This is a genomic window from Arcticibacter tournemirensis (genome assembly GCF_006716645.1).
GTDB lineage: Bacteria > Bacteroidota > Bacteroidia > Sphingobacteriales > Sphingobacteriaceae > Arcticibacter > Arcticibacter tournemirensis.
This window is the reverse complement of the sequence record NZ_VFPL01000001.1, coordinates 4,662,638-4,687,688: the sequence shown is the minus strand read 5'-3', so window position 1 is coordinate 4,687,688 and position 25,051 is coordinate 4,662,638. Positions and strand designations below refer to the sequence as shown.

The following is a 25,051-nucleotide window of genomic DNA, read 5'->3' as shown; positions in this document are numbered from 1 at the left end:
AAGCCTGCAGCCTGCTGTAAAAGCAGGCAAAGCAGGTTCTGAATTCACAAATCAATTTATAAAAGTAAATTATGAGACTATTTTATCATTTTGCTCTCTGCATATGCTTTCTGGTTTTATGCAGTATAATCAGCACAAATGTTTTCAGTCAGGTTCCAAAGATCACAGTAACAGGAACTGTTACAGATACTTCAAAACAAGCTCTTCCCGGGGTAAGTGTTATCGCTGAGAACAAGAAAGGAATAGGCACAACCACAGACCTTAATGGAAAATTTGTACTTGACGTTGAGCCAGGTGTGGTTCTGCTCTTTTCTTTTGTTGGTTTTACTCAACAGAGAGTTACGCTGACTGAAGGACAAAAAACAGTTAATATTATTTTGAAGGAATCTACTTCGCAAATGCAGGAAGTGGTGATCACTGCCTTCAGCCAGAAACAAAGGAGAGAGGCTATCGTGGGATCTGTTACCTCAGTAAGGCCTTCTGATCTGAAAGTTCCGGCCAGTAATCTTACTACTGCTCTTGCCGGCCAGATTGCCGGAGTAATTGGTTATCAACGTTCGGGACAGCCGGGACAGGATAACGCTTCGTTTTTTATCAGGGGGGTAACTACATTCGGGTATAAAAGAGACCCCTTGATATTAATCGACAACGTCGAGTTGTCTGCTAATGATCTGGCCAGGTTAAACGTTGACGATATAGCCAGTTTTGTTATACTGAAGGATGCAAGCGCGACATCGCTGTACGGCGCGAGAGGAGCGAACGGCGTTATCCTTGTCAGCACAAAAGAAGGGAAGGAGGGGCCTGCCAAAATCAGTTTCCGCTCCGAATTCTCTTCCTCGCAATCGACCAGAACACTGGATCTCATCGGGCCTATTGAATATATGAACCTTTATAACGAGGCTTCTCTCACACGCGATCCTAAACTTCCCCTGCCTTTCTCTCCAACTAAGATTAGAAACACGCAGGCCACGCTGGAAGGAACGCCCGGAAGTAATCCATACGTATACCCTGCGGTTGATTGGCTTGATCTTTTATTTAAGAAAACGGCAACTACCCAGCGAAATAATCTCAGTATAAATGGAGGTGGCGGTGTTGCCCGGTATTACATAACCGGTGCTTATAATGTTGACAATGGTGTTTTGAAAACAGACGAGCGTAACAACAATGACAATAACGTTAAGTTTAAAAATTACCAGTTACGTTCGAATGTAAACGTGAATATTACGAAGTCCACCGAAATGGTTGTGAGGCTTTCGGGAACGTTCAGTGAATATAATGGACCAATCACTGCCGACGGTTCTTTTGCATCCGATCTTTATAATGTAGCTATCCATACTAGTCCGGTACTTTTTCCTGCTTATTACCCGGCTGATGAAGCAAATTTAAATGCTAAACATATTTTATTCGGAAATACAGGTACCGCCGGAGGTACGAATGACAACAGCATATTGTATAATAATCCTTATGCCGCTTTGCTGAGAGGGCATAAAAACTCGTCGGAGTCGCGCATGTCAGCCCAGTTTGAGCTGAACCAGAATTTAGAGTTCTTTACGAAGGGGCTGAAGTTTAGAGGGATATTCAATACCAACAGATATTCTTATTTCGACTCCCAGTTGTCGTACAAGTTAATCGACCAATCATTTATCTGCAGAGGAGAAGGTTCCGGAGGTGCTCAATGGGGATGTTTTCAGGTTTTTGGGAGACCTCCGGCTCGATTTTACTTACAACGGAGAGGGTAAGCAGCCGTCCGTCGAAGGCCAAAAATACTACCGCGGGCTTTCGATAGATAAAGCACTTGCCTCCTGCTCATATTCATTAAATGGCGTAAAATATAAAAGAGAATATTTTACAAGTTTCGGAGATGACGTAAGTCTTATCAGGCTCACCGCGGATAAACCCGGACAGCTTAATTTTACAGTCTCTTTAACCAGGCCGGAGCGGTCGGTAACCCTTGTTGCTGACGGGATGCTTGAAATGTCAGGCCAGCTCGATAACGGGACCGATGGTAAAGGTATGAGATACCTTGCTAAGGTCAGGCCTGTATTGAAAAATGGGAGCTTGATTACAGGTAGTGATTTTCTCCGTATAGAAAATGCCGACGAAGTGCTATTAATCATAAGCGCCGCTACCGATTTCAGAAATTTGTCATTTGAAAAAAAGGTGCAGGATGAGATAAACAAAACCTTGAACAAAAGCTACGAGAACCAATTAAAACAACATGTCGCGAAATTTCGGAAATTGTTTAACCGCCTGTATCTCTCAATTGGCAGCACGAATGCTGATTCGCTTCCTACAAATGTTCGTATTAATCGGTTTCATGATGATCCGCGATCGGATGCGGGATTACCGGTGCTTTTTTATCAGTTTGGCCGATACCTCAGTATCAGCAGTACCAGGGTGGGATTACTTCCTCCCAATCTTCAGGGGCTTTGGGCAAATCAGATCCGCACTCCGTGGAATGGCGACTATCATCTCGATGTGAATGTTCAAATGAATCATTGGCCAGTTGAGGCAGCAAATCTTTCAGAACTTAATCTTCCACTTGCCGACCTCGTGAAAGGGCTCGTACTTCAAGGCCAAAAGACCGCAAAAGCCTATTATAATGCCGGGGGCTGGGTAGCACATGTGATCACCAATGTATGGGGATTTACAGAACCGGGCGAAAGTGCTTCGTGGGGTATCACAAAGGCTGGCTCTGGCTGGCTTTGCAATAATTTATGGATGCACTATGCCTATACGCTTGACAAGAATTATTTAAAAAGCATCTATCCCGTGATCAAAGGGTCTGCGCAGTTTTATAGCAGCATGTTAGTAAAGGATAAAAAAACTGGCTGGCTGGTTACTTCGCCTTCTTCGTCGCCAGAGAACACTTTTTATCTTCCCAACGGAAAAACTGCCAGCGTTTGCGCGGGGCCGGCAATCGATAATCAGATTGTCCGTGAGCTGTTCACTAACGTTATAGAGGCCTCGCGCCTGCTTGCAACCGATGAATCTTTCCGAAAACAACTACAGGAAATAATGCCCCACCTCCCGCCGGTCGGACAGGTAGCTGCTGATGGAAGATTAATGGAGTGGATGGACGATTATAAGGAAACCGACCCGCAGCACAGGCATATCTCTCACTTGTATGGATTATATCCCGCATCGCTGATAACCCCCGACGAAACCCCTAAGCTGGCTGAAGCATGCAGAAAGAGCTTAAATGTAAGAAGGGATGACGGTCCGAGTTGGTCAATTGCTTATAAATTGCTTTTTTGGGCAAGATTACACGATGGTAACCGGGCTTTTAAGTTATACAGGGAGTTAATGAAACCAACTATTAGAACGGATATTAATTATGGTGCTGGGGGAGGTGTTTATCCAAACCTTTTATCTGCCGGGCCGCCCTTTCAGATAGACGGGAATTTTGGAGGAACTGCCGGGATTGGAGAAATGTTGCTGCAAAGCCATGCCGGTTATATTGATCTTCTCCCTGCTATACCAGATGAATGGAAAGTCGAAGGAGAGGTAAAGGGAATGAAGGCTGAGGGCGGTTTTACTGTTGGTTTTAAATGGAAAAACGGAAATATAACTTCCTATACTATTACATCGCCCCTTAAGAGAAAAGTTAAAGTAAAAGTTAACGGCCTTGTCAGACAAGTTACGTCTTCCTTATAGCCATATAGCCTGATAGCGGACCAGAATCATCTGCCTCTTTTTCCCTAATCGTTCTGGCCCTCTTATCACATGTTTCGGGATGTGAGCACGGTGGGTGCACAGTGAGTGCACCATGAGTGCACCATGAGTGCACCTTTCGCCGGAAAAAGGTGCACTCACCGTGCTCTCACCGTGCACTCACTGTGCACTCACCCCGAGCGAGGGACGAACCTGTTCCAATTCATATCACTCGTAATCCAGGATCATTCCAATCATAAAACCTGAAAAAAGTGGGAATAGTTTTGTTCCTTATCTCTATTTGCGCCATTTATAGAACCCCGGCGACGTATGGCTTTAGAGGGGTAAGGTGGTATAAAAAGAAAAATTTTATCCTGTTGAAAACTTTTTGTGGGGTATTGTGGTAGAAAGTGGTAAAAGTATGTACTTTTACATTCATTATTAGAGTAACTGTCACATGTCTCATTTCTTAGGCGAATTTGAATGCAAGCTTGATACCAAAGGGCGGCTGATGATACCAGCCGGACTTAGGAAGCAAATGCCTGAGGTTGAGAGAGATGGGTTGGTTGTGAATCGAGGTTTTGAGAAGCATCTGGTGATTTACAGCAGGAAAGAGTGGGATAAGATAATGGAAGATCTGAGTAAGTTGAATCAGTACGAGAAGAAGACGAGAGATTTCATTCGTTATTTTACAAGAGGTGCGACAGATCTTGCTCTTGATGCAGCGGGTCGTGTGTTATTACCGAAGTCGCTGCTGGAATATGCAGGAATTGCTGCCGATGCAGTTCTATCCTCGCAGTTGAATAAAATAGAAGTTTGGGCTAAGGATGCTTATGATGCCCAGATGGATAATGAGCCTGAAAACTTTGCGCTTCTGGCAGAGGAAGTAATGGGCAGTGCAGGAAGGAGGGCGGATGCTTAAATATCATACTCCTGTAATGCTTAATGAGTGTATTGATGCGCTTTCAATTAAGTCAGACGGTGTTTATGTAGATGTTACTTTCGGAGGAGGGGGACATTCGAATGAAATTCTGAAACGGCTGGGAACAGGTGGGCGATTGCTGGCATTTGACCAGGATGAAGATGCCAAACAGAATATTCCAAATGATGATCGGTTAACCTTTATAGATCAGAACTTCCGCTTTTTGAAGAATTATTGCCGCTTGTATGGGGTGATGCCTGTGGATGGTATTCTGGCTGATCTTGGTGTTTCATCGCACCAGTTTGATCAGCCAGAGCGGGGGTTTTCTATCAGGTTTGATGCTGATCTGGATATGAGGATGGATCAGTCGGCTTCTTTAACGGCTCGCGAAGTAATCAATTCTTATTCGGAAGATCAGTTACACAAGATCTTTGGCATTTACGGAGAGATTCAGAATGCGAAGTCGCTGGCAAAGACGATTGTTACCTCGCGATTGAATAAGACCATCGGGACGGTTGACGAATTTAAGGAAGTGATTAAAAAACATATTCCGAGAGGTAAGGAAAATAAATATCTGGCACAGGTGTTCCAGGCGTTGCGGATAGAAGTGAATCAGGAGCTGGAGGCTTTGCAGGAGTTCTTATTGCAGACGGCAGAAGTTCTCAGGCCTGGCGGCCGACTGGTAATAATGTCGTACCATTCGCTGGAGGACAGGCTAGTGAAGAATTTTATCGCAAAGGGTAAGTTTCGTGGCGAGGTGGAGAAGGATTTTTATGGAAATGAAATTAAGCCTTTTGAATCCGTGACCCGTAAGGCGAAGACGGCATCAGAGGAGGAGATTAAAGAGAACAGCAGAGCGAGGAGTGCAAAGCTGAGGGTAGCGGTTAAGTTGTAAGTAGTAAGTTATAAGTTGTTAGTAGTAAGTAGTAGGTAATAAGTTAGGATAAAGCGATTGCAAAGAAACTTAAAACTTATTACGTAAAACTTTAAACTAAAAAAGATATGAGTAATCGTTTCAGGAATGAAACCACTGAGGGGGAAGTTGAAAGGGAGGTTCAGCCGGAAAAGGCAGAACTTCCCCGAAACTTTTTTACGGTGCTGTTAACAGAAGGAGTGATTTCCAAGGAGGCTGCGTCGGAGATGATGCCCTTTATCATTTTTATCGCTTTCCTTGGAATGGTTTATATCGGAAACAGGCATTTTGCTGAAAAGAATATCAGAGAAATCGACAAACTCAATAAAGAGGTGAAGGAGTTGAGTTGGGACTTTAAGTCGTTAAAAGCAGACCTTATGCTGAAAAGTACGCAAACGGAGGTGGCGAAGAGGGTAGATACTTTCGGTTTGATGGAGCCTGTGGAGCCGCCAAAAAAGATTTTGGTTACGAAGAGTGAGTTAAAAATAAAATGAAATTCCTCCAGGTGAGGAGCAGAGTGGTACTATGAATATCAGAACCGACATTTTATTACGTGTGTATATCGCTTTTGGGCTGATTGTTCTGCTTGCTTTTGCCGTATTGTTCAAGCTTTTTCATGTTCAGATAAGTGAGGGGAAAAAATGGCGGGCTATGGCTGATAGTTTATCGACAAAGTATGTGAACGTTGAAGCCGTGAGGGGGAATATTTATTCTGTAGACGGAAGTTTGCTGGCTACATCTATTCCCGAATACGAACTGAGAATGGATATGCTCGCAGGCGGTATAGAAAAGAATGAAGTATTTTACGAGAAGGTAGATTCGCTGGCGGAGAAGATGGCGCGTTTTTTTGGAGACAAATCACGGAGAGAATACTCGTCGATGTTGCGGCAGGCAAGGAAGGATGGTGAAAGGTGGTTCCTTATAAAAAGAAACATAAGTCACCAGGAGCTGATCGAAATTAAGAAGTTCCCCATTTTTAATCTGGGCAGGTATCGTGGCGGGTTGATCGTTGTACAGAAGAATAAACGAATCCTTCCTTTCAAGTCGTTAGCGGCCAGGACTATCGGTTATTGGAACGAGAATGTGCAGCCCGTAGGTCTCGAAGGAGCTTACGGCGACTTTATAAACGGTGAAAGTGGCCGGCAATTGATGCGGCGTATCGCAGGTGGCACATGGGCGCCGGTAAATAAAGATATTGAGATCGCTCCGAAAGACGGTGCTGATATTATTTCGACCATTGACATCAATATGCAGGATGTTGCTCAAAATGCCTTGCTGAAGCAATTGATAAAAAGCGATGCCGATCATGGCTGTGTATTGTTGATGGAGGTATCAACCGGAGAGATCAGGGCTATTGCAAATTATACACGTACGGGAGAAGGTGAATATAAGGAGAAGTTTAATTATGCAATCGCCGGCAACCAGGATCCGGGATCGACGTTTAAGGTTGCATCCTACATGGCGTTGCTGGAAGATAATTTAGTTGACACCAACACACTGGTTGAAACAGGAACTTATAAAATACCAGGTCATCTTATTAAAGATTCTCATGGAAGTATTGGCGTGGTTACTGTTAAAAAAGCATTTGAAGAATCCTCGAATGCGGCTATAGCGAAGTTAGTAAACACGGCATATAAAGATAACCAGTCGAAGTTTACGGATCATTTGTACGACTGGCATCTCAACGAAAAACTCGGTCTTCAGATACCGGGTGAAGCCAGCCCGGTAATTAAGAATCCCGAGTATAAAAGCTGGAATAAGAAGATGACGCTGCCACAGATGGCATATGGATACGAAATGCAGCTTACTCCACTGAAGATGCTGACATTTTATAATGCTATCGCGAATGATGGGAAATATGTAGCTCCAATTTTTGTGAAAGAAGTGAAGAGGTTAGGGACAAGCATTGAAAAGTTTCAGGCACGGGTTATCAACGATAAGATCTGCTCAGACGCTACCCTGAACAAAATTCAGGCGATGCTGGAAGGTGTGATAACTGAAGGTACAGGCAAGGGTATTATTTATAATCCTTTATATAAAGTTGCAGGTAAGACAGGTACGGCGCAGGTTGCCGACGCAAATAAAGGCTATCGCGTAAAGAGGCAGTATCAGGCGTCATTCTGCGGGTATTTTCCCGCCGACAATCCTAAGTACTCCCTGATAGTGGTCGTTAACGGTCCCAAAAAAGGATATTATGCCGCGCAGGTTGCCGGTCCGCCGTTCCGGGAAATTGCAGATAAGATATATGCTAACGATTTGGAGATGTATATCCCTGTACAGCAAAGGTTTGTAGGGAATACAAAAATGCCGTCATCCAAAGCAGGCTATAATAAGGCCACGCAAAAGGTTTATAAATCGCTCGGGATAAAGACGTTTTTTGCCTCCAATAGCGAGTTGATCAATACGATTGACACAAACAACGGGGTTGCCGTTAAAGAGGTGAAATTATATCCCAATGCCGTTCCTGATGTTACCGGAATGGGCTTAAAGGACGCCGTTTTCCTGCTTGGAAATGCAGGGTTAAAACCAGTGGTTAAAGGAAGCGGCAAAGTAGTTAAACAGTCACTTGAACCAGGAAGCAGGCTGGTTAAGGGGCATCCAATTAGTATTGAATTGAAATGATAAACGAATTGAAGGAGTTATTACAGGAAGTGGAAGTACTTGAGATAAAGGGTACTGCTGATATTGTTATAGACCAGGTTTGTTTTGATTCGAGAAAAGCTGAAAAAGGTACCTTGTTTGTGGCGGTCCGCGGAACGGCTACGGACGGACATCATTTTATAGCAGGTGCTGTGAGTAAGGGAGCTTCGGTTGTTGTTTGCGAAGAATTTCCTGAGACATTAAAAGAAAATGTCACATATATACTGGTTAAGGACTCGGCGGTTGCTCTCGGCATCCTTGCGTCCGCGTTTTATAACCATCCATCCGGGAAGCTGAAATTGGTAGGTATCACCGGAACAAACGGTAAGACGACAGTAGGGACTTTGTTGTATAAGTTGTTTGAGGAACTGGGATATAAAGCCGGATTGATCTCGACGGTAGAAAATTACATTCATACGTCGGTGGTTCCGTCTACTCATACCACTCCTGATCCGGTGACGCTGAACGCTTTGCTTGCTGAAATGGTAGAAGCCGGATGTGATTACTGTTTTATGGAGGTAAGTTCTCATGCTGTGGCACAACACAGAATTGAGGGTTTGAAATTTAGCGGAGGCGTATTTACGAACTTAACACATGACCATCTGGATTTTCATAAAACATTCAGAGCTTATTTAGAGGCAAAGAAAGCGTTTTTTGATAAGCTCGACAGGAATGCCTTCGCACTTGTCAATTCTGATGATAAAAATGGCTCTGTTATGATTCAAAATACAACTGCCTACAAGAAAAGCTACGCGCTGAAGAGCATGGCTGATTTTAAGGCCAAGGTTGTTGAAAATGAGCTGAGTGGCTTGCTGCTCGATATAGGCGGACAAGAAGTGTGGTTTAAGCTGGTTGGAAGTTTTAATGCCTATAACTTGCTGGCTGTTTTTGCTACGGCCATGCTACTGGAGCAGGACAGGGGCCGGGTTTTGACGATTCTAAGCCGGTTAAATGGCGCTGAAGGACGATTTGACTATGTTACTTCTTCCAACGGTGTTATCGGTATTGTTGATTACGCTCATACACCTGATGCCGTACAGAATGTGCTGAGTACAATAAGAGATATCCGAAAGGGAACGGAGCAGGTCATCACCATAATTGGCTGTGGCGGCGATCGTGATAAGGCAAAGCGGCCGGTAATGGCGCAGGTGGCCTGTGACTGGAGTGATAAAGTGATTATTACTTCCGACAATCCGCGTTCCGAAGATCCGGAAGATATCATCCGGGATATGGAAGCCGGTATTACGCCCGATAACAAAAGAAAAGCCCTGACTATTACCAACAGGCTGGAAGCTATTAAAACGGCATGTCATTTGGCTAAACCAGGCGATATTATCCTTCTGGCGGGGAAAGGACACGAAAAATATCAGGAGATACAAGGGGTGAAACATCCTTTTGATGATAAAAAAATATTAATTGAACAATTATATCATGTTAGCTGATGCTGTATTATTTATTTACGTGGTTAGATAAAGCATATGATTTCCCGGGAGCCGGGGTGTTTCAGTATATATCTTTCCGGACAGGAATGTCTATTATTTTCTCTCTTCTGTTTACAACAATTTACGGAAGCAGACTGATAAAGATCCTGCGGGCTAAGCAGGTAGGAGAAACGGTACGGAATCTGGGCTTAGAAGGCCAGATGCAGAAACAGGGAACCCCTACTATGGGAGGTATTATTATTTTACTTGGAATCCTGATACCTACTCTTTTGTTTGCTAAACTGGGTAATGTGTATGTTGTGCTGATGGTTATAACAACCATCTGGATGGGAGTTATTGGCTTTGTTGACGATTATATTAAGGTATTTAAAAAGGACAAGGAAGGGCTGGCTGGCAGGTTTAAAATAATGGGTCAGGTAGGGCTGGCGCTGATTATTGGCTGGACGATGTACTTTCATCCTAATATTGTTGTTCGTCAGCAAATCACACTTCCAACTACCAATACCAGTCCGCTTGAAGTACACCAAAAGGGCAACAGCTACTACTTTACGCAGAATCTGAAGTCGACCAGGACGAATATTCCTTTCGTAAAGAATAACGAACTTGATTATGCGAAGTTCCTCAGTTTTTTGGGTGAGGGCTATGAAAAATATGCACTGGTGATCTTTTTGTTCTTTGTTATCGTAATCATTACAGCGGTTTCAAATGGTGCGAATATTACCGACGGAATTGACGGCCTGGCTACAGGAACTTCCGCAATCATCGGGATAACGCTGGCCATTTTGGCGTACGTTTCCGGTAATACCATTACAGCGGACTACCTCAATATTATGTACATCCCTAATTCGGGGGAGCTGGTGGTTTTCGCCGGGGCTTTTGTGGGTGCATGTGTAGGGTTTTTATGGTATAATTCTTACCCTGCCCAGGTTTTTATGGGCGACACGGGAAGCCTTGCTATAGGAGGAATTATTGCTGCCTTCGCTATAATGATCAGGAAAGAGCTGCTTATACCTATTCTTTGCGGGATATTCCTGATAGAGAATCTCTCAGTGATTATACAGGTTTCTTATTTTAAGTATACAAAGAAGAAGTTCGGAGAGGGACGACGAATATTTTTAATGTCGCCGCTTCATCATCATTATCAGAAGAAAGGGTATCACGAATCGAAGATAGCTACCCGCTTCTGGATCATCGGAGTTATTCTGGCAATACTAACGATCGTCACCCTTAAACTACGGTAATTAAGTTCAGGAAGAAAGATGGATTCTGTTAAAAATATATCGGATACTTCAGGCCAGCCTATAAAAGGCACGGGAGCCCTTATTGTAATCCTCGGGGCTGCAGAAAGCGGTACCGGCGCTGCAATACTTGCTCAAAAGCATGGGTATGATGTATTCGTGTCGGATTCTGGAGCAATTGCTGATCTATATAAGTCTGAGCTTGAGAGTCGTGGAATAGCTTATGAGGAAAGACACCATTCCGAGGAAAAGATCCTGCAGGCTACCGAAGTGATAAAAAGCCCGGGGATTCCGGAGAAGGCCCCACTGGTAAAGAAGCTGAAAGAAAAAGGAGTTCCTGTAATATCGGAAATAGAGTTCGCGGGTCGTTACAACAAGGCGAAAACCATTTGTATTACAGGGTCGAATGGGAAGTCTACCACCACAATGCTGACCTATCATATTCTTAGAAATGCAGGACTGAATGTGGGTCTCGCAGGGAACATAGGTAAAAGCTTTGCCAGGCAGGTTGCAGAGGAAAGTTTTGACTGGTACGTATTGGAGATAAGCAGTTTTATGCTGGATGACATGTACCGCTTTAGAGCGGATATCGCAGTGTTGCTAAACATCACTCCCGACCATCTTGACCGCTATGACTATAAAATGGAGAATTATGCAGATTCTAAATTCCGCATACTCCAGAATCAAACAGAGGAGGACGTCTTTATTTATTGTGAAGATGATCCGGAAACAATAAGCGGACTACAGCGTCAGCATGTTCATGCGAAAGCCTATCCTTTTTCGATTCAGAAAGAGCTGGATAGGGGCGCATATTTATCAAACAATGAAATTATTATTAACCTGGGAACAGATCAACTATTTAATATGTCTATTACAGAATTAGCGCTACAGGGAAAACACAACATTTACAATTCAATGGCTTCAGGGATTGTAGCCAAAGTTCTCGAGTTACGGAATGAATCTATACGTGAGAGCATGGGTAACTTCAAGAATATTGAACACCGGCTCGAGCATGCAGGAAAGATTTCGGGTATTGATTTCATTAATGATTCGAAAGCTACGAACATTAACTCTACATGGTATGCCCTTGAAAGCATGACCACTGATGTTGTGTTAATACTTGGGGGAGTTGATAAAGGGAATGACTATTCGATGTTGAAGGATCTGGTAAAGAATAAAGTAAAAGCCATTGTTTGTTTAGGTAAAGACACCAAACGGATACATGATGCTTTCGAGGACCAGGTAGATGTTATAGTTAATACATTCTCAATGAAAGAGGCTGTGGAAATTTCATATCATCTGGCGGCGAAGGGCGATACTGTTCTTCTTTCACCTGCGTGCGCAAGTTTTGATCTTTTCAAAAATTATGAAGACCGGGGAGACCAGTTTAAAGCAGCAGTAAGGGACTTATGAGTTGCAGGTTGTGTGTTGCGGGTTGAAAGCCAAAAAAGCGGAAGTAAAAAATATATGATTGCTAATAATAAGGACATAGGAAATAAATAAAAAAGTATCGTGAGTAAGCCGGGATCGGAAATTCGTTTTCTGGTATCTCAAATCTCATAAATCAAATCTCATAACTCAGCAAATGATAAATCAAATACTCAGTAAAACCAAAGGCGATCGCTGGATCTGGCTGATTGTTATCTTACTTTCGGTATGGTCATTACTTGCAGTATATAGCTCGACAGGTACCATTGCGTATAAAAATGATAAGTCGGCTGAGCAGTATCTTATCAAGCATTTGGTAATGATCGTTGGTGGTTTAGCATTAATGTATTTCTCGCATAAACTGGATTACAGATACTACGCCGGAATTTCGAAGGTGCTGATGCTCCTGACCATTCCGTTATTATTATATACGCTGATCTTTGGAGCCACGGTAAACGATGCTAACCGCTGGGTAACGATCCCGGTCATCAACCAGACGTTTCAAACTTCGGATCTTGCCAAGCTGGCGCTGATTACTTTTCTTGCACGTACCCTTACGAAAAAGCAAGAGCAAATTAAAGATGTAAAAAGATCTTTTCTCCCTATCATGGGTTCTGTTTCGGTTGTTTTTATCCTTATAGCACTGGCAAATCTTTCGACTGCGCTGATGCTGTTCGGTGTAAGCATCTTGCTTCTCATTATCGGAAGAATAAGCATTAAACAAATTCTGATTGTTTGTTTGGCTGGTGCTGTTCTTTTAACAGGGGTTATATTTCTAGGGCCGAGGCGTAAAACGTATGCTTCGCGTATAGAGACATATTTACATCCTGAAAAAGCCGATCCTGATAAAGCATTTCAGTCCAATCAGGCCAAGATCGCAATTGCAACGGGCGGAGTTTTCGGAAAAGGCCCGGGAAACAGCACGCAGCGGAACTACTTGCCTCATCCATATTCAGACTTTGTTTATGCTTTGATTATTGAAGAATATGGGTTGATTGGGGGATTTGTGCTGGTACTTATTTATCTGGTGTTTTTATATCGATGTATTTTGATCGTAACGGCGAGTCCCAAGGCGTTTGGGGCATTGCTCGCGGCGGGACTAAGCTTTAGTCTTACGATCCAGGCTTTTGCGAACATGGCAGTAGCCGTGGGTTTAGGGCCGGTTACGGGTGTCCCGCTTCCACTGGTAAGCATGGGCGGAACTTCGATATTGTTTACCAGCGTGGCCTTTGGAATTATCCTCAGCGTAAGCAGGGATATTGAGGAGAAGAAAAAAGAAAAAGACTTAAAAGGAGATAAAGTGATTATCGGAGAGATTCCCGCAATGGGCTAGATTGTGGGTTGCGGGGCGAAGGTTCGAAGTCGCGGGTTGAGAGGTTAAAGTTGAAGGTTGAGAGTTTAAAGTTGAAGATGCAAGAGGTAAAGTGTGTGAGTAGTTTACTTTTAAAATAAAATAAGGCCGGTAGCAGGTGCATAAGGCCGAAAGTTTGAAAAATATGGCAAAAAGGATAATCATAAGCGGTGGAGGTACCGGAGGACATATCTTCCCGGCTATTTCTATTGCTAATGCATTAAAACGTTTGGATCCCGCAACAGAGATCCTTTTTGTAGGTGCCAAAGGCAGGATGGAAATGGAAAAGGTTCCCTCTGCTGGATACCCGATTGTGGGGCTGGATATTCAGGGTTTTCAGCGTAAATCGGTCCTCAAAAACTTATTGCTGCCATTTAAACTATTTGGCAGTTTGTTGAAAGCGCGTTCTGTGGTCAGGAAGTTTAAGCCTGATGCTGCAGTAGGTGTTGGAGGATATGCCTCTGGTCCGTTGTTATACGCTGCAGGACGGATGAAGGTACCCTATCTGATACAGGAACAGAATTCCTACGCCGGTATAACCAATAAAAGATTAGGTGACAAAGCGGCCAGAATATGTGTTGCCTTCGACGGAATGGATAAGTTCTTTCCTTCGGAGAAGATATTACTTACAGGCAACCCGATTCGTAAAGAGGCTGTAGATATTTCGGGTAAACGTGAAGAGGCGCTTGCGTTCTTTGGCTTGTCATCAACGAAGAAAACGATACTTGTTACTGGTGGTAGTTTAGGAGCCGGCACATTAAACAGGAGTATGCTCGCAGGCATGTATAAATTTATGGCTGAGGATATCCAGGTGATCTGGCAGACCGGGCGATTTTACTACAAGATGGTAATGGATGAGATCGGAGAAGGTCCGCATCCGAATTTTCATGTCACTGAATTCCTCAACCGGATGGATCTTGCTTATGCCGCTGCCGATATTATTGTTGCCAGGGCAGGAGCAGGTACAATAGCAGAACTTTGTGTAGTTAAAAAGCCGGTTATCCTGGTGCCCTCGCCGAACGTGGCCGAGGATCATCAGACAAAAAACGCTGCATCGCTCGTTAAACATGGCGCTGCAGTCCTGGTGACCGACCAGAACGCTGAAAAAGAACTGGCAGATGTGGCGCTGAACGTTTTGAAAAATGAACAACGGTGTGCGGAGTTAAGTGAGCGTATCGGAGAGCTTGCATTGCCCGATGCCGATGAAGTTATAGCACGGGAAGTGCTGAGAATAGCAACGGAGTTATAAAGGTTATGGAGTTGAACAATATTAAACGGGTTTATCTTATTGGAATCGGGGGCATCGGAATGAGTGCTCTCGCACGTTATTTCCATAAAAGGGGCTGCTCCGTTGAGGGATATGATCGCACGCAAACTCCGTTAACCGATAGTCTCCGGGAGGAAAGCATAGAAGTAACGTATGTGGATAGTGTTGACGAGATCTCTCCCGCTTTCCGCACTGACGACCCATCCGCTCTTATTATATATACCCCGGCAATTCCAGGCAGCTCTGCTATTCTGAACTATTTCAGGAGTAAGGGTGCTATTCTTAAGAAACGTTCTGAAGTGCTTGGAATTATAAGTCGTGGAATGTATACAGTTGCCGTTGCCGGAACGCATGGTAAAACAACTACATCTACACTTATTGCTCATGTCTTAACTCATAGCAATTTTGGATGTACCGCGTTTTTAGGGGGTATATCTTCCAATTATGATACCAATGTTTTGTTTGGTACAAATAATGTTGTGGTTGTTGAGGCAGACGAATACGACCGGTCCTTTCTTACGTTGCATCCCGATGTTGCGGTAGTTACTTCTATGGACGCCGACCACCTCGATATTTACGGAAGTGCAGACAAAGTGAATGAATCATTCAGAATGTTTGCGGGACAGATAAAGGAGAATGGTAAGCTTATCTGCAAAAATGGGCTGGCTTTGGATGGCGGCATTAGTTATTCCGCTTCAGGCGATGCGGTAGCGCGGGCGGTTAATGTCAGAATTGAGAATGGTTGTTTTGTGTTTGACTTTATAAATGATGAACTCGAAATTAAGGACATTCAGATGCCTCTGCCTGGGCTGCATAACGTTGAGAACGCGGTAGGAGCAATACAGGCTGCATTATTGTTATCTATTTCTCCTCAAAAAATTAAAGCAGCGATAGCTGCATTTAAAGGTGTAAAAAGACGGTTTGAATATATAGTAAGGGGAACGTCGATATACATAGACGATTATGCTCATCATCCGGAAGAGTTACGGGCGTGTTTATCAGCTGCCAGACAGTTGTATCCGGATAAAAAGCTGACTGTCATTTTTCAGCCTCACCTGTATTCGCGGACAAGAGATTTCGCTGAGGGCTTTGCTGAAGTATTAAGTATAGCAGATGAACTGATCCTGCTGGATATTTATCCGGCAAGAGAGTTGCCTATTCCCGGAGTGAGCTCTGCGATTATTTTCGACAGGGTAAGCTCAAGTTTTAAAAAACAATGTTCTAAAGAAGAGGCTTTGGTGCTTGTTGAGAGTAAAAGGCCAGAGTTGCTTCTGACCGCAGGTGCGGGAGATATTGACACTATGGTTGAACCACTTAAGAAAATTCTGTCGAATGCTTAAAAGAATAAAGTGGAAACGGGTGTTGTTTGCGTTTATCTGGCTGATAAGCCTGGGGGGACTTGTAACCCTCATGAGCTTCATCAGTATAAGAAAAAGTGAGCTGAAGTGCAGCGACTTAAAGGTGATCATCCCCGGAACAACCAGCTTTATTGACAGAGAAGAGATTAACCGAATGGTATTTGAGAGTTCGGGCAAGCTTATTGGGAAACCATTAAATAATATTAATGTGCAGTTAGTCGAAACCGTATTGAAGAGAAATCCTTATATCAGGCAGGCAAAAGTGTATATTGATATGGATGGAGTTGTGCACCTTGAAATTGAACAGAGAGAGCCTGTGTTACGGATCATTAATTTTACAAATCAGGATTTTTATGTCGATAAAGATGGATTTAAAATACCGTACTCTTCAAGCTATACGCCGCATGTTCTGGTGGCGAATGGATTTATAATGGAGAGTTTTAACGGTTCTGTTGACTCGTTGAAAACGACAGTTGCAAAAGATCTTTATAAGACCGCTTCATATATGGAGAGAGACACCTTATGGAAGGAGCAAATTGAGCAGATGTATGTTAATGAGCAAAAGGAAATTGTATTAATACCACGCGTGGGGGATCACCGGATCGTGTTGGGAAATGCCGATTCTCTGGAGGTAAGACTCAATAATTTATTGATTTTTTATAAAAAGGCCATACCGGCGGTTGGCTGGGATGCGTATAAAACAATAAATATTAAATATACCAATCAGATAGTTTGCGAGAAAAATATAAGGGACAGCACGAATCTGGCGCCGGTGACTACAGATAGTTCTTCCCGTGATACAACAAAATATTAGGATAAATTAAACAAAAAAACAACACCTTAAGTTATGGAAAAAGGTACTTCTACATTATCAAAGAGTTCTCCTATCGTCGTAGGTTTAGATATAGGAACTACAAAAATTTGTGTGATAGTTGGCCGGAGAAGCGGGCACAGGAAAATAGAAATATTGGGTATTGGAAAAACTGAATCTGCAGGAGTAACACGCGGGGTGGTATCTAATATACAAAAGACGGTTCAGGGAATCCTTCAGGCAGTAGAGGACGCCAGTTCGCAGTCGAACGTTGATATTAAGATCGTGAATGTCGGGATTGCCGGGCAGCATATAAAAAGCCTCCAGCATCGGGGGATCTTTACGCGGAAAGATCTTCAGAATGAAATACAGCGGAAAGATATTGACAAGCTGATTGAAGATATGTATAAGCTGGTTATGCCGCCGGGAGAAGAGATCATTCATGTGTTGCCACAGGAATTTACCGTCGACAACGAGCCGGGGATCAAAGATCCGATCGGTATGGCAGGGGTTCGTCTGGAAGCGAATTTTCACATCATCTCTGGTCATGTGAGTGCGGTGAAAAATATCCTGAAGTGTGTGAGAAATGCCGGACTGGAAACGCAGGAGCTAATACTTGAACCTCTGGCTTCTTCAGAATCGGTTTTAAGTGAGGAAGAGAAAGAAGCTGGCGTTGTGCTTGTGGATATAGGTGGTGGAACTACAGACATTGCTATCTTCCATGAGGGGATTATCCGCCATACCGCGGTAATACCATTCGGCGGAAACAGCGTTACTGAAGATATCAGGGAAGGTTGTTCCGTAATGAGGAATCAGGCGGAGCTTTTGAAAACACGGTTTGGTTCTGCACTGGCTGATGAAAACAAGGAGAACGAAATCATCTGTGTTCCCGGTTTACGAGGCCGCGAGCCTAAGGAGATATCCGTAAAGAACCTTGCCTATGTGATTCAGGCGCGGATGGAAGAGATCATTGAACATGTTTACTATGAAATAAAAGCTTCGGGATACGAAAAGCGTTTGATTGCCGGTATTGTTATCACGGGCGGGGGAGCTCAGCTTAAGCATCTTCCTCAGCTGGTAGAATATGTAACCGGGCTCGATTGCCGGGTAGGTTATCCGAATGAGCATCTTGCAAAGAACGAGGTGTTGCCGAAGAATATTTACGACGACCTGAAAAGTCCTTTATACGCCACAGGTATTGGTTTGCTGATCAAGGGAATTTGTAAGGCAGAAGAAATGGAAGAAATGCTGAAGCAGCCGGGTGTATACGTAGAGAAACCTGCGCCTGAAAAAGCAAAGAAGTCATTCGGTTTATTTGATAAATTACTGCAAACAGGAGCGCGGTTTATAAAGGACGATATTAAAGACGAGGACTATATTAAGTGATTTTTCCACAATTGAAGAGTTTTCCACATTCTCAACATGTGTGGAAAACTTATGTGTAAAAATAGTTAATATTACAACAAGTAACAGGGTATCATAACTTCAAATCTACTTGATTGATTAATAGCGATATGCAGTTTGAAATGTTAAAAGAGAAATCATCAATTATCAAAGTAATTGGTGTTGGCGGCGGCGGTGGGAATGCCGTAAATCATATGTACAGGCAGGGAATTACTGGTGTAGACTTTATTATCTGCAATACAGACGCCCAGGCACTGGAGTTAAGCCCTATTCCGAACAAAGTTCAGTTGGGTGCTAGTCTTACGGAAGGAATGGGTGCAGGTTCTATACCTGAAGTAGGGAAGAACTCTGCTATCGAGAATATAGAGGATGTGAAACGGATGCTGGGAAGCACCACAAAGATGCTTTTTATTACAGCAGGAATGGGTGGTGGTACCGGTACAGGAGCAAGTCCGATTATCGCGAAAGCAGCAAAGGAACTTGACATTCTGACTGTAGGAATTATAACGACGCCTTTTTCTTTCGAAGGTAAACGACGGAAGATGCAGGCGGAAGAAGGTCTTGAAGAGTTTAAGAAATATGTTGATTCATATCTTGTAATTTCAAATGATCGTCTTCGTGAGATTTTTGGTAATCTGACCCTCAGTGCAGCATTTGCACAGGCTGATAATATATTGACGACAGCGGCTAAAGGTATAGCGGAGATTATTACTATACCGGGTTATATCAATGTTGACTTTAAAGATGTTCGGACAGTGATGAATAATAGCGGTGTCGCTATTATGGGTAGTTATTCGGCAGAAGGAGAAAGTCGGGCGTTGCGTGCAGTAGAAGGTGCTCTTGCATCTCCTTTATTAAAGGATAACGAGATAGAGGGGGCCAGATACATTCTGTTAAATATCAGTTCGGGATCCAGAGAGGTCTCCATGGATGAAGTAAGTATAATTACTGATTATATCCAGGAAGAAGCCGGGCTTGCCGCCGATTTAATCTGGGGTAACTGTATGGATGAGTCGTTGGGAGAGAAACTTTCCGTGACGATAATAGCTACTGGTTTCCAGACAAAAGAGGAACGGGCTCTCGAAAAGAGCAATCAGAAGAAGGTCTCAATGCTGACTCCTGAGAATGCTCCTATGGTGAAGCCGGTCAATGCTTTCATTGAAGAAGAGCCTGAGTTGGAAGTGGAGGAAACAGCAGAAGATACAACGCCTAAATACTCAGCCCAGGTTCAGGCAGATCTTTTTGGCGGACTTTTTCAAAAGAAGGCAGAAGAAAAGAAACCTTCAGAACCAAAAGTTATCAGGCATACTTTACAGGATGAAGAGCCTGTTAAGCCGGAACCAACTTTCGAATTTGGTTTAAAGATAGCTGAATCGGAGTTTCAGTTTAATGAGCCGGTTACAGAAGAACTCCCTCAGAATGCCGTAGACGTTCACCCGGTTGATACGGAAGAAACAGAAGTATATAATCCTGACGAAGATAAGACGGATGAATCGATAGAAGAGCAGCTGCGCAAATCGCGGGAGCGGATCCTTCGTTTGAAAGATCTTAGCATGAAGCTTCGTACTGCGAATGGACTACAGGAATTAGAAAACGAACCTGCATATAAGAGAAAACAAATGGCGCTTCAGCAGGTTCCTCACTCTTCGGAATCTCAAATATCGCGTTTCACGCTTTCCAATGAAGAGGGAATAACAGAAATAAGACCCAACAATTCATTTCTGCATGACAATGTAGATTAGAATACACTCGAACAGAAAGAGCCTTTGCGGAAACGTAAGGGCTTTTTTTGTTTAGAAACTGTTTTGAAGCAGAGCTTATAAACATAAAGCAGAATAAGGTGTATATATTGCTGGCAGACCTTTTTAAAATTATTAACTTTACGCGTTTAATCCGAGTAATAACTTAAATACTAGAACATTGGATTTATTTGATAAAATCTCAAAAAATATGGGCCCCTTGGGCCAGCATCAGAAGATGGCACATGGGTATTTTGCATTTCCTAAACTTGAAGGTGAAATTGCACCTCATATGAAGTTTAGAGGGAAAGACCATCTTGTCTGGAGTCTGAATAATTATCTTGGCTTAGCGAATCATCCCGAAGTTCGCGAGGCTGATGCCAAAGCAGCGGCAGAATTTGGAATGGCCTATCCTATGGGCGCCAGAATGATGTCAGGAAATTCCAATCATCACGAGTCACTGGAGAAAGATCTGGCAGAATTTGTAGGAAAGCACGATGCTTTTCTTCTGAATTACGGCTACCAGGGTATGGTATCTATTATTGATACTTTAGTTGACAGAAATGACGTGATCGTTTATGATGCGGAATCACACGCATGTATTATTGATGGGGTGCGGTTGCATATGGGTAAACGCTTTGTTTTTCAGCACAATGACATGGACAGCTGCAGAAAGCAGTTGGAACGGGCTACACGGCTAGCTGAGCAAACGGGTGGTGGTATCCTTGTAATTACCGAAGGCGTGTTTGGAATGTCGGGTGCACAGGGAAAACTTAAAGAGATCGTTGCTTTAAAAGACGAGTTTAAGTTCCGCCTGCTCATTGATGATGCACACGGTTTTGGCACAATGGGAAAGACTGGTGCAGGCACTCATGAAGCACAGGACTGTATCGAAGGAATAGATATCTATTTTGGAACATTTGCTAAATCGATGGCAGGAATTGGAGCATTTGTTGCTTCAACAGAAGAAATTGTTAATTACCTGCGTTATAATATGCGGTCTCAGACATTTGCTAAAGCTCTTCCAATGCCGATGGTGCTGGGTTTAAAGAAGCGCCTGGAATTGCTTAAAGGTTGTCCGGAATTGCGCGAGAAATTGTGGAACATCGCAACGTCGCTTCAAAATGGATTACGCGAAAGGGGATTCAATTTAGGTGTAACGAATACCATGGTAACTCCCGTATTCCTTCAGGGTGAACTGAACGAGGCTACCGCTATAACGATGGATCTCCGCGAGAATTACGGCATTTTTTGTTCGATAGTTGTTTATCCCGTCATTCCTAAAGGGCTGATAGAACTTCGTATTATTCCAACAGCGGCACATACGCTTGAAGATGTTCAGGTCACTCTGGATGCATTCTCTAAAGTTTTCGAGAAGCTTAAGAGTGGTTATTACAAAGAACAAAGCGTTGTAACAGCGTAAAAAAGTTATAAAATATGATTAATGAGTTATGGGGGATTATTGTTTCTTTCATAACTCATTAACTCACAACCTCTAAAATATAACTTAAGCCCTTCTCTTTTTTTAATAAAATATTTTTTTTTGTCAAAAAAGCCATTTACATTAGCCTAAGCTTAACAAAAAAATAAAACTAAACTAACATTACAATGGCAAATTATGAAAGATTTACCGAGCTGAAAAACCTCATTTCAGGTATTGAAGCTGATGCAGACAAATTTTACAATAAAGGAAATAGTGCTGCAGGAACAAGGGTAAGAAAAGGTTTACAGGATGTAAAAAACCTGGCTCAGGCAATTCGTTTAGAGATTCAGGAATCGAAAAACAGTAAATAGCATTCGTTTCCTTCAAGAAATTTTCCCCCGGCTGATTAAAAATCCCCCGGGGTTTTTTATTTCAATTTTTCCAGTTCCTGTGTTATCTTTTCCCTGGTGGCCTCACCGACACCAACGAGTGGTAACCTTAGTGTATCTGAACAAATATTCAGATGCTTTAACGCCGCTTTGATTCCGCCGGGGCTACCGTCGCAGAAAAGGAGCTTAAGGAAATTCGTAAGCCTGAAATGGATAGGCAACGCTTCATCAAACTTTTTTTGAAGGCATAAGCGGACCATGCTAGAACATAGACCCGGAAGCGCGTTTCCTGCTACCGATATTACTCCTGCTGCCCCCAATGCGATGAGTGGAAGAGTTAAAGGATCGTCGCCCGAGATGAACAGAAAGTCCTCAGGTTTGTCTCTCAGCACAATATTAAACTGTTCGAAATTGCCTGAAGCTTCTTTTATAGCGATGATGTTCTTGAAATCAGAGGCGAGACGAAGAGTTGTATCCGCAGCAATATTACTGCCGGTACGCCCCGGAACATTATAAAGGATCACTGGCAAAGGCGATACTTCTGCTATTGCCTTATAGTGCTGATATATGCCTTCCTGAATGGGTTTGTTATAGTAAGGGCTAACCGAAAGGATCGCATCGTAACCCTGAGTGTTAAACTTTTTTATGCTTTCGGTAACTTCGGAAGTAGCATTCCCACCAATGCCGGCAACCAACGGAACTCTTCCTGCTACTGTTTCTGCCGTAAACTCCCAGACCGCCTTTTTTTCATCCTTGCTTAAAGTAGCTGATTCTCCTGTTGTACCCAGCGATACCAGGTATTCTACACCTCCTTCAATCTGAAAATTTATCAGGTTTTTTAATCCATCAAAATCAATGGATCCATCTGCATTGAACGGGGTTATCATTGCTACCCCGGTTCCGTAAAATTTATTCATTATCCTCTGTTCTCTTTAGCTTTATAAAGCCGGACGCGAATTTAGTGCTATTTCTTAATTTTTCTGCTATTTAATAGCTTTTCCTGTCCGATTTCGTTACTGATTCTCTTCGTATTCCTGATTGTTACCGTGTTATTTGCTTATCATACTTAGAAGCTCCGTGTCGGTGATGACAGGTATGTTTAATTTTTTAGCTTTTTCAAGCTTTGAAGGTCCCATGTTATCACCAGCTACGAGATAATTTAGTTTTCCGGAGATGCTGCTAAGTATTTTCCCCCCGTTTGATTCTATTAACGCTGTAAGTTCGTCCCGGCTAAAGTTTTCGAATACACCGGAGATGATAAATGTTTTTCCCTCCAGATTATTGCCTGCCAGCAGTACCACTTTTTCCTCTGCTTCAAACTGCAGGCCCGCAGTCCGGAGTTTTTCAATTTGTTGGAGGTGTCTGGGGTCTTTAAAGTATGCAATAATACTTTCAGCTATTCGTTCGCCGATTTCATCTACTGAAATAAGTTCATCATAAGTAGCACTCATCAGGCTGTCTATATTCTTGAAATAAGCTGCTATTTTCCGCGCTACGGTTTCACCTATATACCGGATCCCTAGACCGAAAAGTACTTTTTCAAAGGGCATTTGTTTAGAGCGTTCGATTCCCTCGAGCATGTTGCTGATAGACTTCTCGCCAAAGCGGTCCATCTCTTTTAAGGCGTCGGCTTTTTCATGAAGCAAATATAAGTCGCTTATATGTTCTATGAGTCCTTTCCTGTAGAGCGTTTCTACCGTTTCGCTACCCATGCCTTCAATATTCATTGCCTTCCTGCTGATAAAGTGCTGGATCTTTCCTGTGATTTGAGGAGGGCATGCTTCATCGTTGGGGCAATAGTGAACGGCTTCTCCTTCTCTTCGGATCAAATTACTGCCACATTCAGGACAAATATCAGGGTAAATGATTTTTTTGCTCCCCGATTGCCTTTTTATGGTATTAACAGAAGTGATCTTAGGAATAATTTCGCCGCCCTTTTCGACAAACACGGCATCGCCTTCATGAAGGTCAAGCCGACTTATTTCGTTGGCATTATGAAGGGTTGCTCTTTTTACCCTGGTGCCTGCAAGCAAAACGGGTTTTAAGTTAGCAACAGGTGTTACAGCGCCGGTACGCCCCACCTGGTAGCTGACACTCTCAAGAATCGTTTCTGCTTCTTCTGCTTTATATTTATACGCAATGGCCCATCTGGGGGATTTAGCTGTAAAGCCCAGTTCATCCTGCTGAGCATAACTGTTTACCTTTAATACGATGCCATCTATATCATAGCTGAGGTTAAAGCGATTCTCACTCCAATAATGAATAAATTGAAGAACCTCATCGATATTGCGGCAAAGCTTGTTGTGTTCGCAGACGTGGAATCCCCATTCTTTAACCGCATTGAGGCTATCCCAATGAGTACGGTAAAGCCTTCTGTCTGTGTAAAGAAAATACAGGAAACAATCCAGTGGTCGCCGTGCTACCTCTCCCGAATCCTGTAACTTGACGGTTCCTGCTGCAAAATTACGTGGATTCGCATAAGGAACTTCGTCGTTTTTCATTCGTTCAGAGTTAAGTCTTTCGAAAGCCGCCCGGTGCATAAATACCTCTCCTCTTATTTCGAAATTATCTGGATATCCCTCGCCTTTTAGTTTTCCAGGAATTCGTTTAATTGTTCGGATATTGGTTGTAACGTCGTCGCCCTGCGTTCCATCGCCACGAGTTACTGCCCTTAATAGTTTGCCGTCTTCATACGTAAGGCTCATGGAAAGTCCGTCGAACTTCAGTTCGCAGACATACTCAAAGTCGCTTCCTATTGATTTTCGGATTCTTTCGTCAAACTCGCGCAAATCCTGTTCGCTGTATGTGTTTCCCAGTGAAAGCATCGGCCATTTATGCTTCACTGTTTTGAATTCTTTTGTAATTTCTCCTCCCACTTTCTGTGTTGGAGAGTCGGGGTCCTGCAGCTCGGGATACTGTTTTTCCAGTTCCGAAAGCTCTTCAAGCTTTTTATCGAAATCGTAGTCTGATATTGTTGGCTGAGCTAGTACATAATAGTTATAATTGTGCTGGTTCAGTTCCTTAACCAGTGCATCCATTCGTTCTTTAATCTCAAAAAGCGGCATGGGAACG

General features: G+C 43.2%; 19 protein-coding genes. 17 read left to right on the top strand and 2 right to left on the bottom strand.

Annotated features, from left to right (window positions below; translation table 11 throughout):
• Positions 1 to 71: 71 nt before the first annotated feature.
• The 17 genes from BDE36_RS24035 to BDE36_RS19415 all read left to right on the top strand — a co-directional run bounded on the left by BDE36_RS24035 (position 72) and on the right by BDE36_RS19415 (position 21,961).
• Positions 72 to 1,739, top strand: coding sequence for a SusC/RagA family TonB-linked outer membrane protein (locus tag BDE36_RS24035; protein ID WP_141816195.1), 1,668 nt, complete (start codon positions 72 to 74; stop codon positions 1,737 to 1,739).
• A complete protein-coding gene (locus BDE36_RS24030) occupies positions 1,669 to 3,657 on the top strand; it encodes a glycosyl hydrolase family 95 catalytic domain-containing protein (RefSeq protein WP_141816194.1) in 1,989 nt (662 codons plus the stop codon). The genes BDE36_RS24035 and BDE36_RS24030 overlap by 71 nt, the downstream gene beginning before the upstream one ends.
• Positions 3,658 to 4,111: 454 nt before the next feature.
• Complete coding sequence (gene mraZ, locus BDE36_RS19485; RefSeq protein ID WP_128768458.1) at positions 4,112 to 4,576, top strand: division/cell wall cluster transcriptional repressor MraZ; 465 nt, start codon at positions 4,112 to 4,114, stop codon at positions 4,574 to 4,576.
• Complete coding sequence (gene rsmH / locus BDE36_RS19480; RefSeq protein WP_141816193.1) at positions 4,569 to 5,471, top strand: 16S rRNA (cytosine(1402)-N(4))-methyltransferase RsmH; 903 nt, start codon at positions 4,569 to 4,571, stop codon at positions 5,469 to 5,471. Before mraZ ends, rsmH begins: the two co-directional genes overlap by 8 nt.
• A gap of 107 nt (positions 5,472 to 5,578) precedes the next feature.
• On the top strand, positions 5,579 to 5,983 hold the full coding sequence (locus BDE36_RS19475; protein ID WP_141816192.1) for an FtsL-like putative cell division protein: 405 nt from the start codon (positions 5,579 to 5,581) through the stop codon (positions 5,981 to 5,983).
• A gap of 31 nt (positions 5,984 to 6,014) precedes the next feature.
• On the top strand, positions 6,015 to 8,111 hold the full coding sequence (locus BDE36_RS19470) for a penicillin-binding protein (protein WP_141816191.1): 2,097 nt from the start codon (positions 6,015 to 6,017) through the stop codon (positions 8,109 to 8,111).
• Entirely contained in the window at positions 8,108 to 9,571 is a 1,464-nt protein-coding gene (locus BDE36_RS19465) for a UDP-N-acetylmuramoyl-L-alanyl-D-glutamate--2,6-diaminopimelate ligase (RefSeq protein WP_202618168.1), read from the top strand. Before BDE36_RS19470 ends, BDE36_RS19465 begins: the two co-directional genes overlap by 4 nt.
• Entirely contained in the window at positions 9,571 to 10,812 is a 1,242-nt protein-coding gene (gene mraY / locus BDE36_RS19460; RefSeq protein ID WP_128768454.1) for a phospho-N-acetylmuramoyl-pentapeptide-transferase, read from the top strand. The genes BDE36_RS19465 and mraY overlap by 1 nt, the downstream gene beginning before the upstream one ends.
• A gap of 18 nt (positions 10,813 to 10,830) precedes the next feature.
• Positions 10,831 to 12,222: a UDP-N-acetylmuramoyl-L-alanine--D-glutamate ligase gene (gene murD, locus BDE36_RS19455; RefSeq protein WP_141816190.1), complete on the top strand. Its 1,392-nt coding sequence runs from the start codon at positions 10,831 to 10,833 to the stop codon at positions 12,220 to 12,222.
• Positions 12,223 to 12,394: 172 nt separating this feature from the next.
• Entirely contained in the window at positions 12,395 to 13,570 is a 1,176-nt protein-coding gene (locus BDE36_RS19450) for an FtsW/RodA/SpoVE family cell cycle protein (RefSeq protein ID WP_202616835.1), read from the top strand.
• 163 nt (positions 13,571 to 13,733) lie between these two features.
• Positions 13,734 to 14,837, top strand: coding sequence for an undecaprenyldiphospho-muramoylpentapeptide beta-N-acetylglucosaminyltransferase (gene murG / locus BDE36_RS19445; RefSeq protein ID WP_141816189.1), 1,104 nt, complete (start codon positions 13,734 to 13,736; stop codon positions 14,835 to 14,837).
• A gap of 5 nt (positions 14,838 to 14,842) precedes the next feature.
• Positions 14,843 to 16,195, top strand: a complete 1,353-nt coding sequence (gene murC, locus BDE36_RS19440) for a UDP-N-acetylmuramate--L-alanine ligase (protein ID WP_141816188.1) — start codon at positions 14,843 to 14,845, stop codon at positions 16,193 to 16,195.
• Positions 16,188 to 17,027 carry a cell division protein FtsQ/DivIB gene (locus BDE36_RS19435; RefSeq protein WP_141816187.1) on the top strand — a complete coding sequence of 280 codons (840 nt, stop codon included), beginning with the start codon at positions 16,188 to 16,190 and terminating at the stop codon, positions 17,025 to 17,027. The genes murC and BDE36_RS19435 overlap by 8 nt, the downstream gene beginning before the upstream one ends.
• 33 nt (positions 17,028 to 17,060) lie before the next feature.
• Entirely contained in the window at positions 17,061 to 18,410 is a 1,350-nt protein-coding gene (gene ftsA, locus BDE36_RS19430; RefSeq protein WP_128768449.1) for a cell division protein FtsA, read from the top strand.
• 128 nt (positions 18,411 to 18,538) lie between these two features.
• Positions 18,539 to 20,170, top strand: a complete 1,632-nt coding sequence (gene ftsZ, locus BDE36_RS19425) for a cell division protein FtsZ (protein WP_141816186.1) — start codon at positions 18,539 to 18,541, stop codon at positions 20,168 to 20,170.
• Positions 20,171 to 20,348: 178 nt separating this feature from the next.
• On the top strand, positions 20,349 to 21,590 hold the full coding sequence (locus BDE36_RS19420; RefSeq protein ID WP_141816185.1) for an aminotransferase class I/II-fold pyridoxal phosphate-dependent enzyme: 1,242 nt from the start codon (positions 20,349 to 20,351) through the stop codon (positions 21,588 to 21,590).
• Positions 21,591 to 21,775: 185 nt separating this feature from the next.
• Complete coding sequence (locus BDE36_RS19415; RefSeq protein WP_128768446.1) at positions 21,776 to 21,961, top strand: histone H1; 186 nt, start codon at positions 21,776 to 21,778, stop codon at positions 21,959 to 21,961.
• A gap of 56 nt (positions 21,962 to 22,017) precedes the next feature.
• Here BDE36_RS19415 and dapA read toward each other — a convergent pair whose 3' ends face one another.
• Entirely contained in the window at positions 22,018 to 22,896 is an 879-nt protein-coding gene (dapA, locus tag BDE36_RS19410) for a 4-hydroxy-tetrahydrodipicolinate synthase (protein WP_141816184.1), read from the bottom strand.
• Positions 22,897 to 23,028: 132 nt separating this feature from the next.
• Complete coding sequence (gene ligA, locus BDE36_RS19405; RefSeq protein WP_141816183.1) at positions 23,029 to 25,044, bottom strand: NAD-dependent DNA ligase LigA; 2,016 nt, start codon at positions 25,042 to 25,044, stop codon at positions 23,029 to 23,031.
• Between the last annotated feature and the right edge of the window lie 7 nt (positions 25,045 to 25,051).

What these genes read in the sequence shown, in the direction of transcription:
- BDE36_RS24035 (WP_141816195.1), top strand. Translation starts at nt 72, where the DNA reads ATGAGACTATTTTATCATTTTGCTCTCTGCATATGCTTTCTGGTTTTA.
- mraZ (WP_128768458.1), top strand. Translation starts at nt 4,112, where the DNA reads ATGTCTCATTTCTTAGGCGAATTTGAATGCAAGCTTGATACCAAAGGG.
- rsmH (WP_141816193.1), top strand. Translation starts at nt 4,569, where the DNA reads ATGCTTAAATATCATACTCCTGTAATGCTTAATGAGTGTATTGATGCG.
- BDE36_RS19475 (WP_141816192.1), top strand. Translation starts at nt 5,579, where the DNA reads ATGAGTAATCGTTTCAGGAATGAAACCACTGAGGGGGAAGTTGAAAGG.
- BDE36_RS19470 (WP_141816191.1), top strand. Translation starts at nt 6,015, where the DNA reads ATGAATATCAGAACCGACATTTTATTACGTGTGTATATCGCTTTTGGG.
- BDE36_RS19465 (WP_202618168.1), top strand. Translation starts at nt 8,108, where the DNA reads ATGATAAACGAATTGAAGGAGTTATTACAGGAAGTGGAAGTACTTGAG.
- mraY (WP_128768454.1), top strand. Translation starts at nt 9,571, where the DNA reads ATGCTGTATTATTTATTTACGTGGTTAGATAAAGCATATGATTTCCCG.
- murD (WP_141816190.1), top strand. Translation starts at nt 10,831, where the DNA reads ATGGATTCTGTTAAAAATATATCGGATACTTCAGGCCAGCCTATAAAA.
- BDE36_RS19450 (WP_202616835.1), top strand. Translation starts at nt 12,395, where the DNA reads ATGATAAATCAAATACTCAGTAAAACCAAAGGCGATCGCTGGATCTGG.
- murG (WP_141816189.1), top strand. Translation starts at nt 13,734, where the DNA reads ATGGCAAAAAGGATAATCATAAGCGGTGGAGGTACCGGAGGACATATC.
- murC (WP_141816188.1), top strand. Translation starts at nt 14,843, where the DNA reads ATGGAGTTGAACAATATTAAACGGGTTTATCTTATTGGAATCGGGGGC.
- BDE36_RS19435 (WP_141816187.1), top strand. Translation starts at nt 16,188, where the DNA reads ATGCTTAAAAGAATAAAGTGGAAACGGGTGTTGTTTGCGTTTATCTGG.
- ftsA (WP_128768449.1), top strand. Translation starts at nt 17,061, where the DNA reads ATGGAAAAAGGTACTTCTACATTATCAAAGAGTTCTCCTATCGTCGTA.
- ftsZ (WP_141816186.1), top strand. Translation starts at nt 18,539, where the DNA reads ATGCAGTTTGAAATGTTAAAAGAGAAATCATCAATTATCAAAGTAATT.
- BDE36_RS19415 (WP_128768446.1), top strand. Translation starts at nt 21,776, where the DNA reads ATGGCAAATTATGAAAGATTTACCGAGCTGAAAAACCTCATTTCAGGT.
- dapA (WP_141816184.1), bottom strand. Translation starts at nt 22,896, where the DNA reads ATGAATAAATTTTACGGAACCGGGGTAGCAATGATAACCCCGTTCAAT.
- ligA (WP_141816183.1), bottom strand. Translation starts at nt 25,044, where the DNA reads ATGCCGCTTTTTGAGATTAAAGAACGAATGGATGCACTGGTTAAGGAA.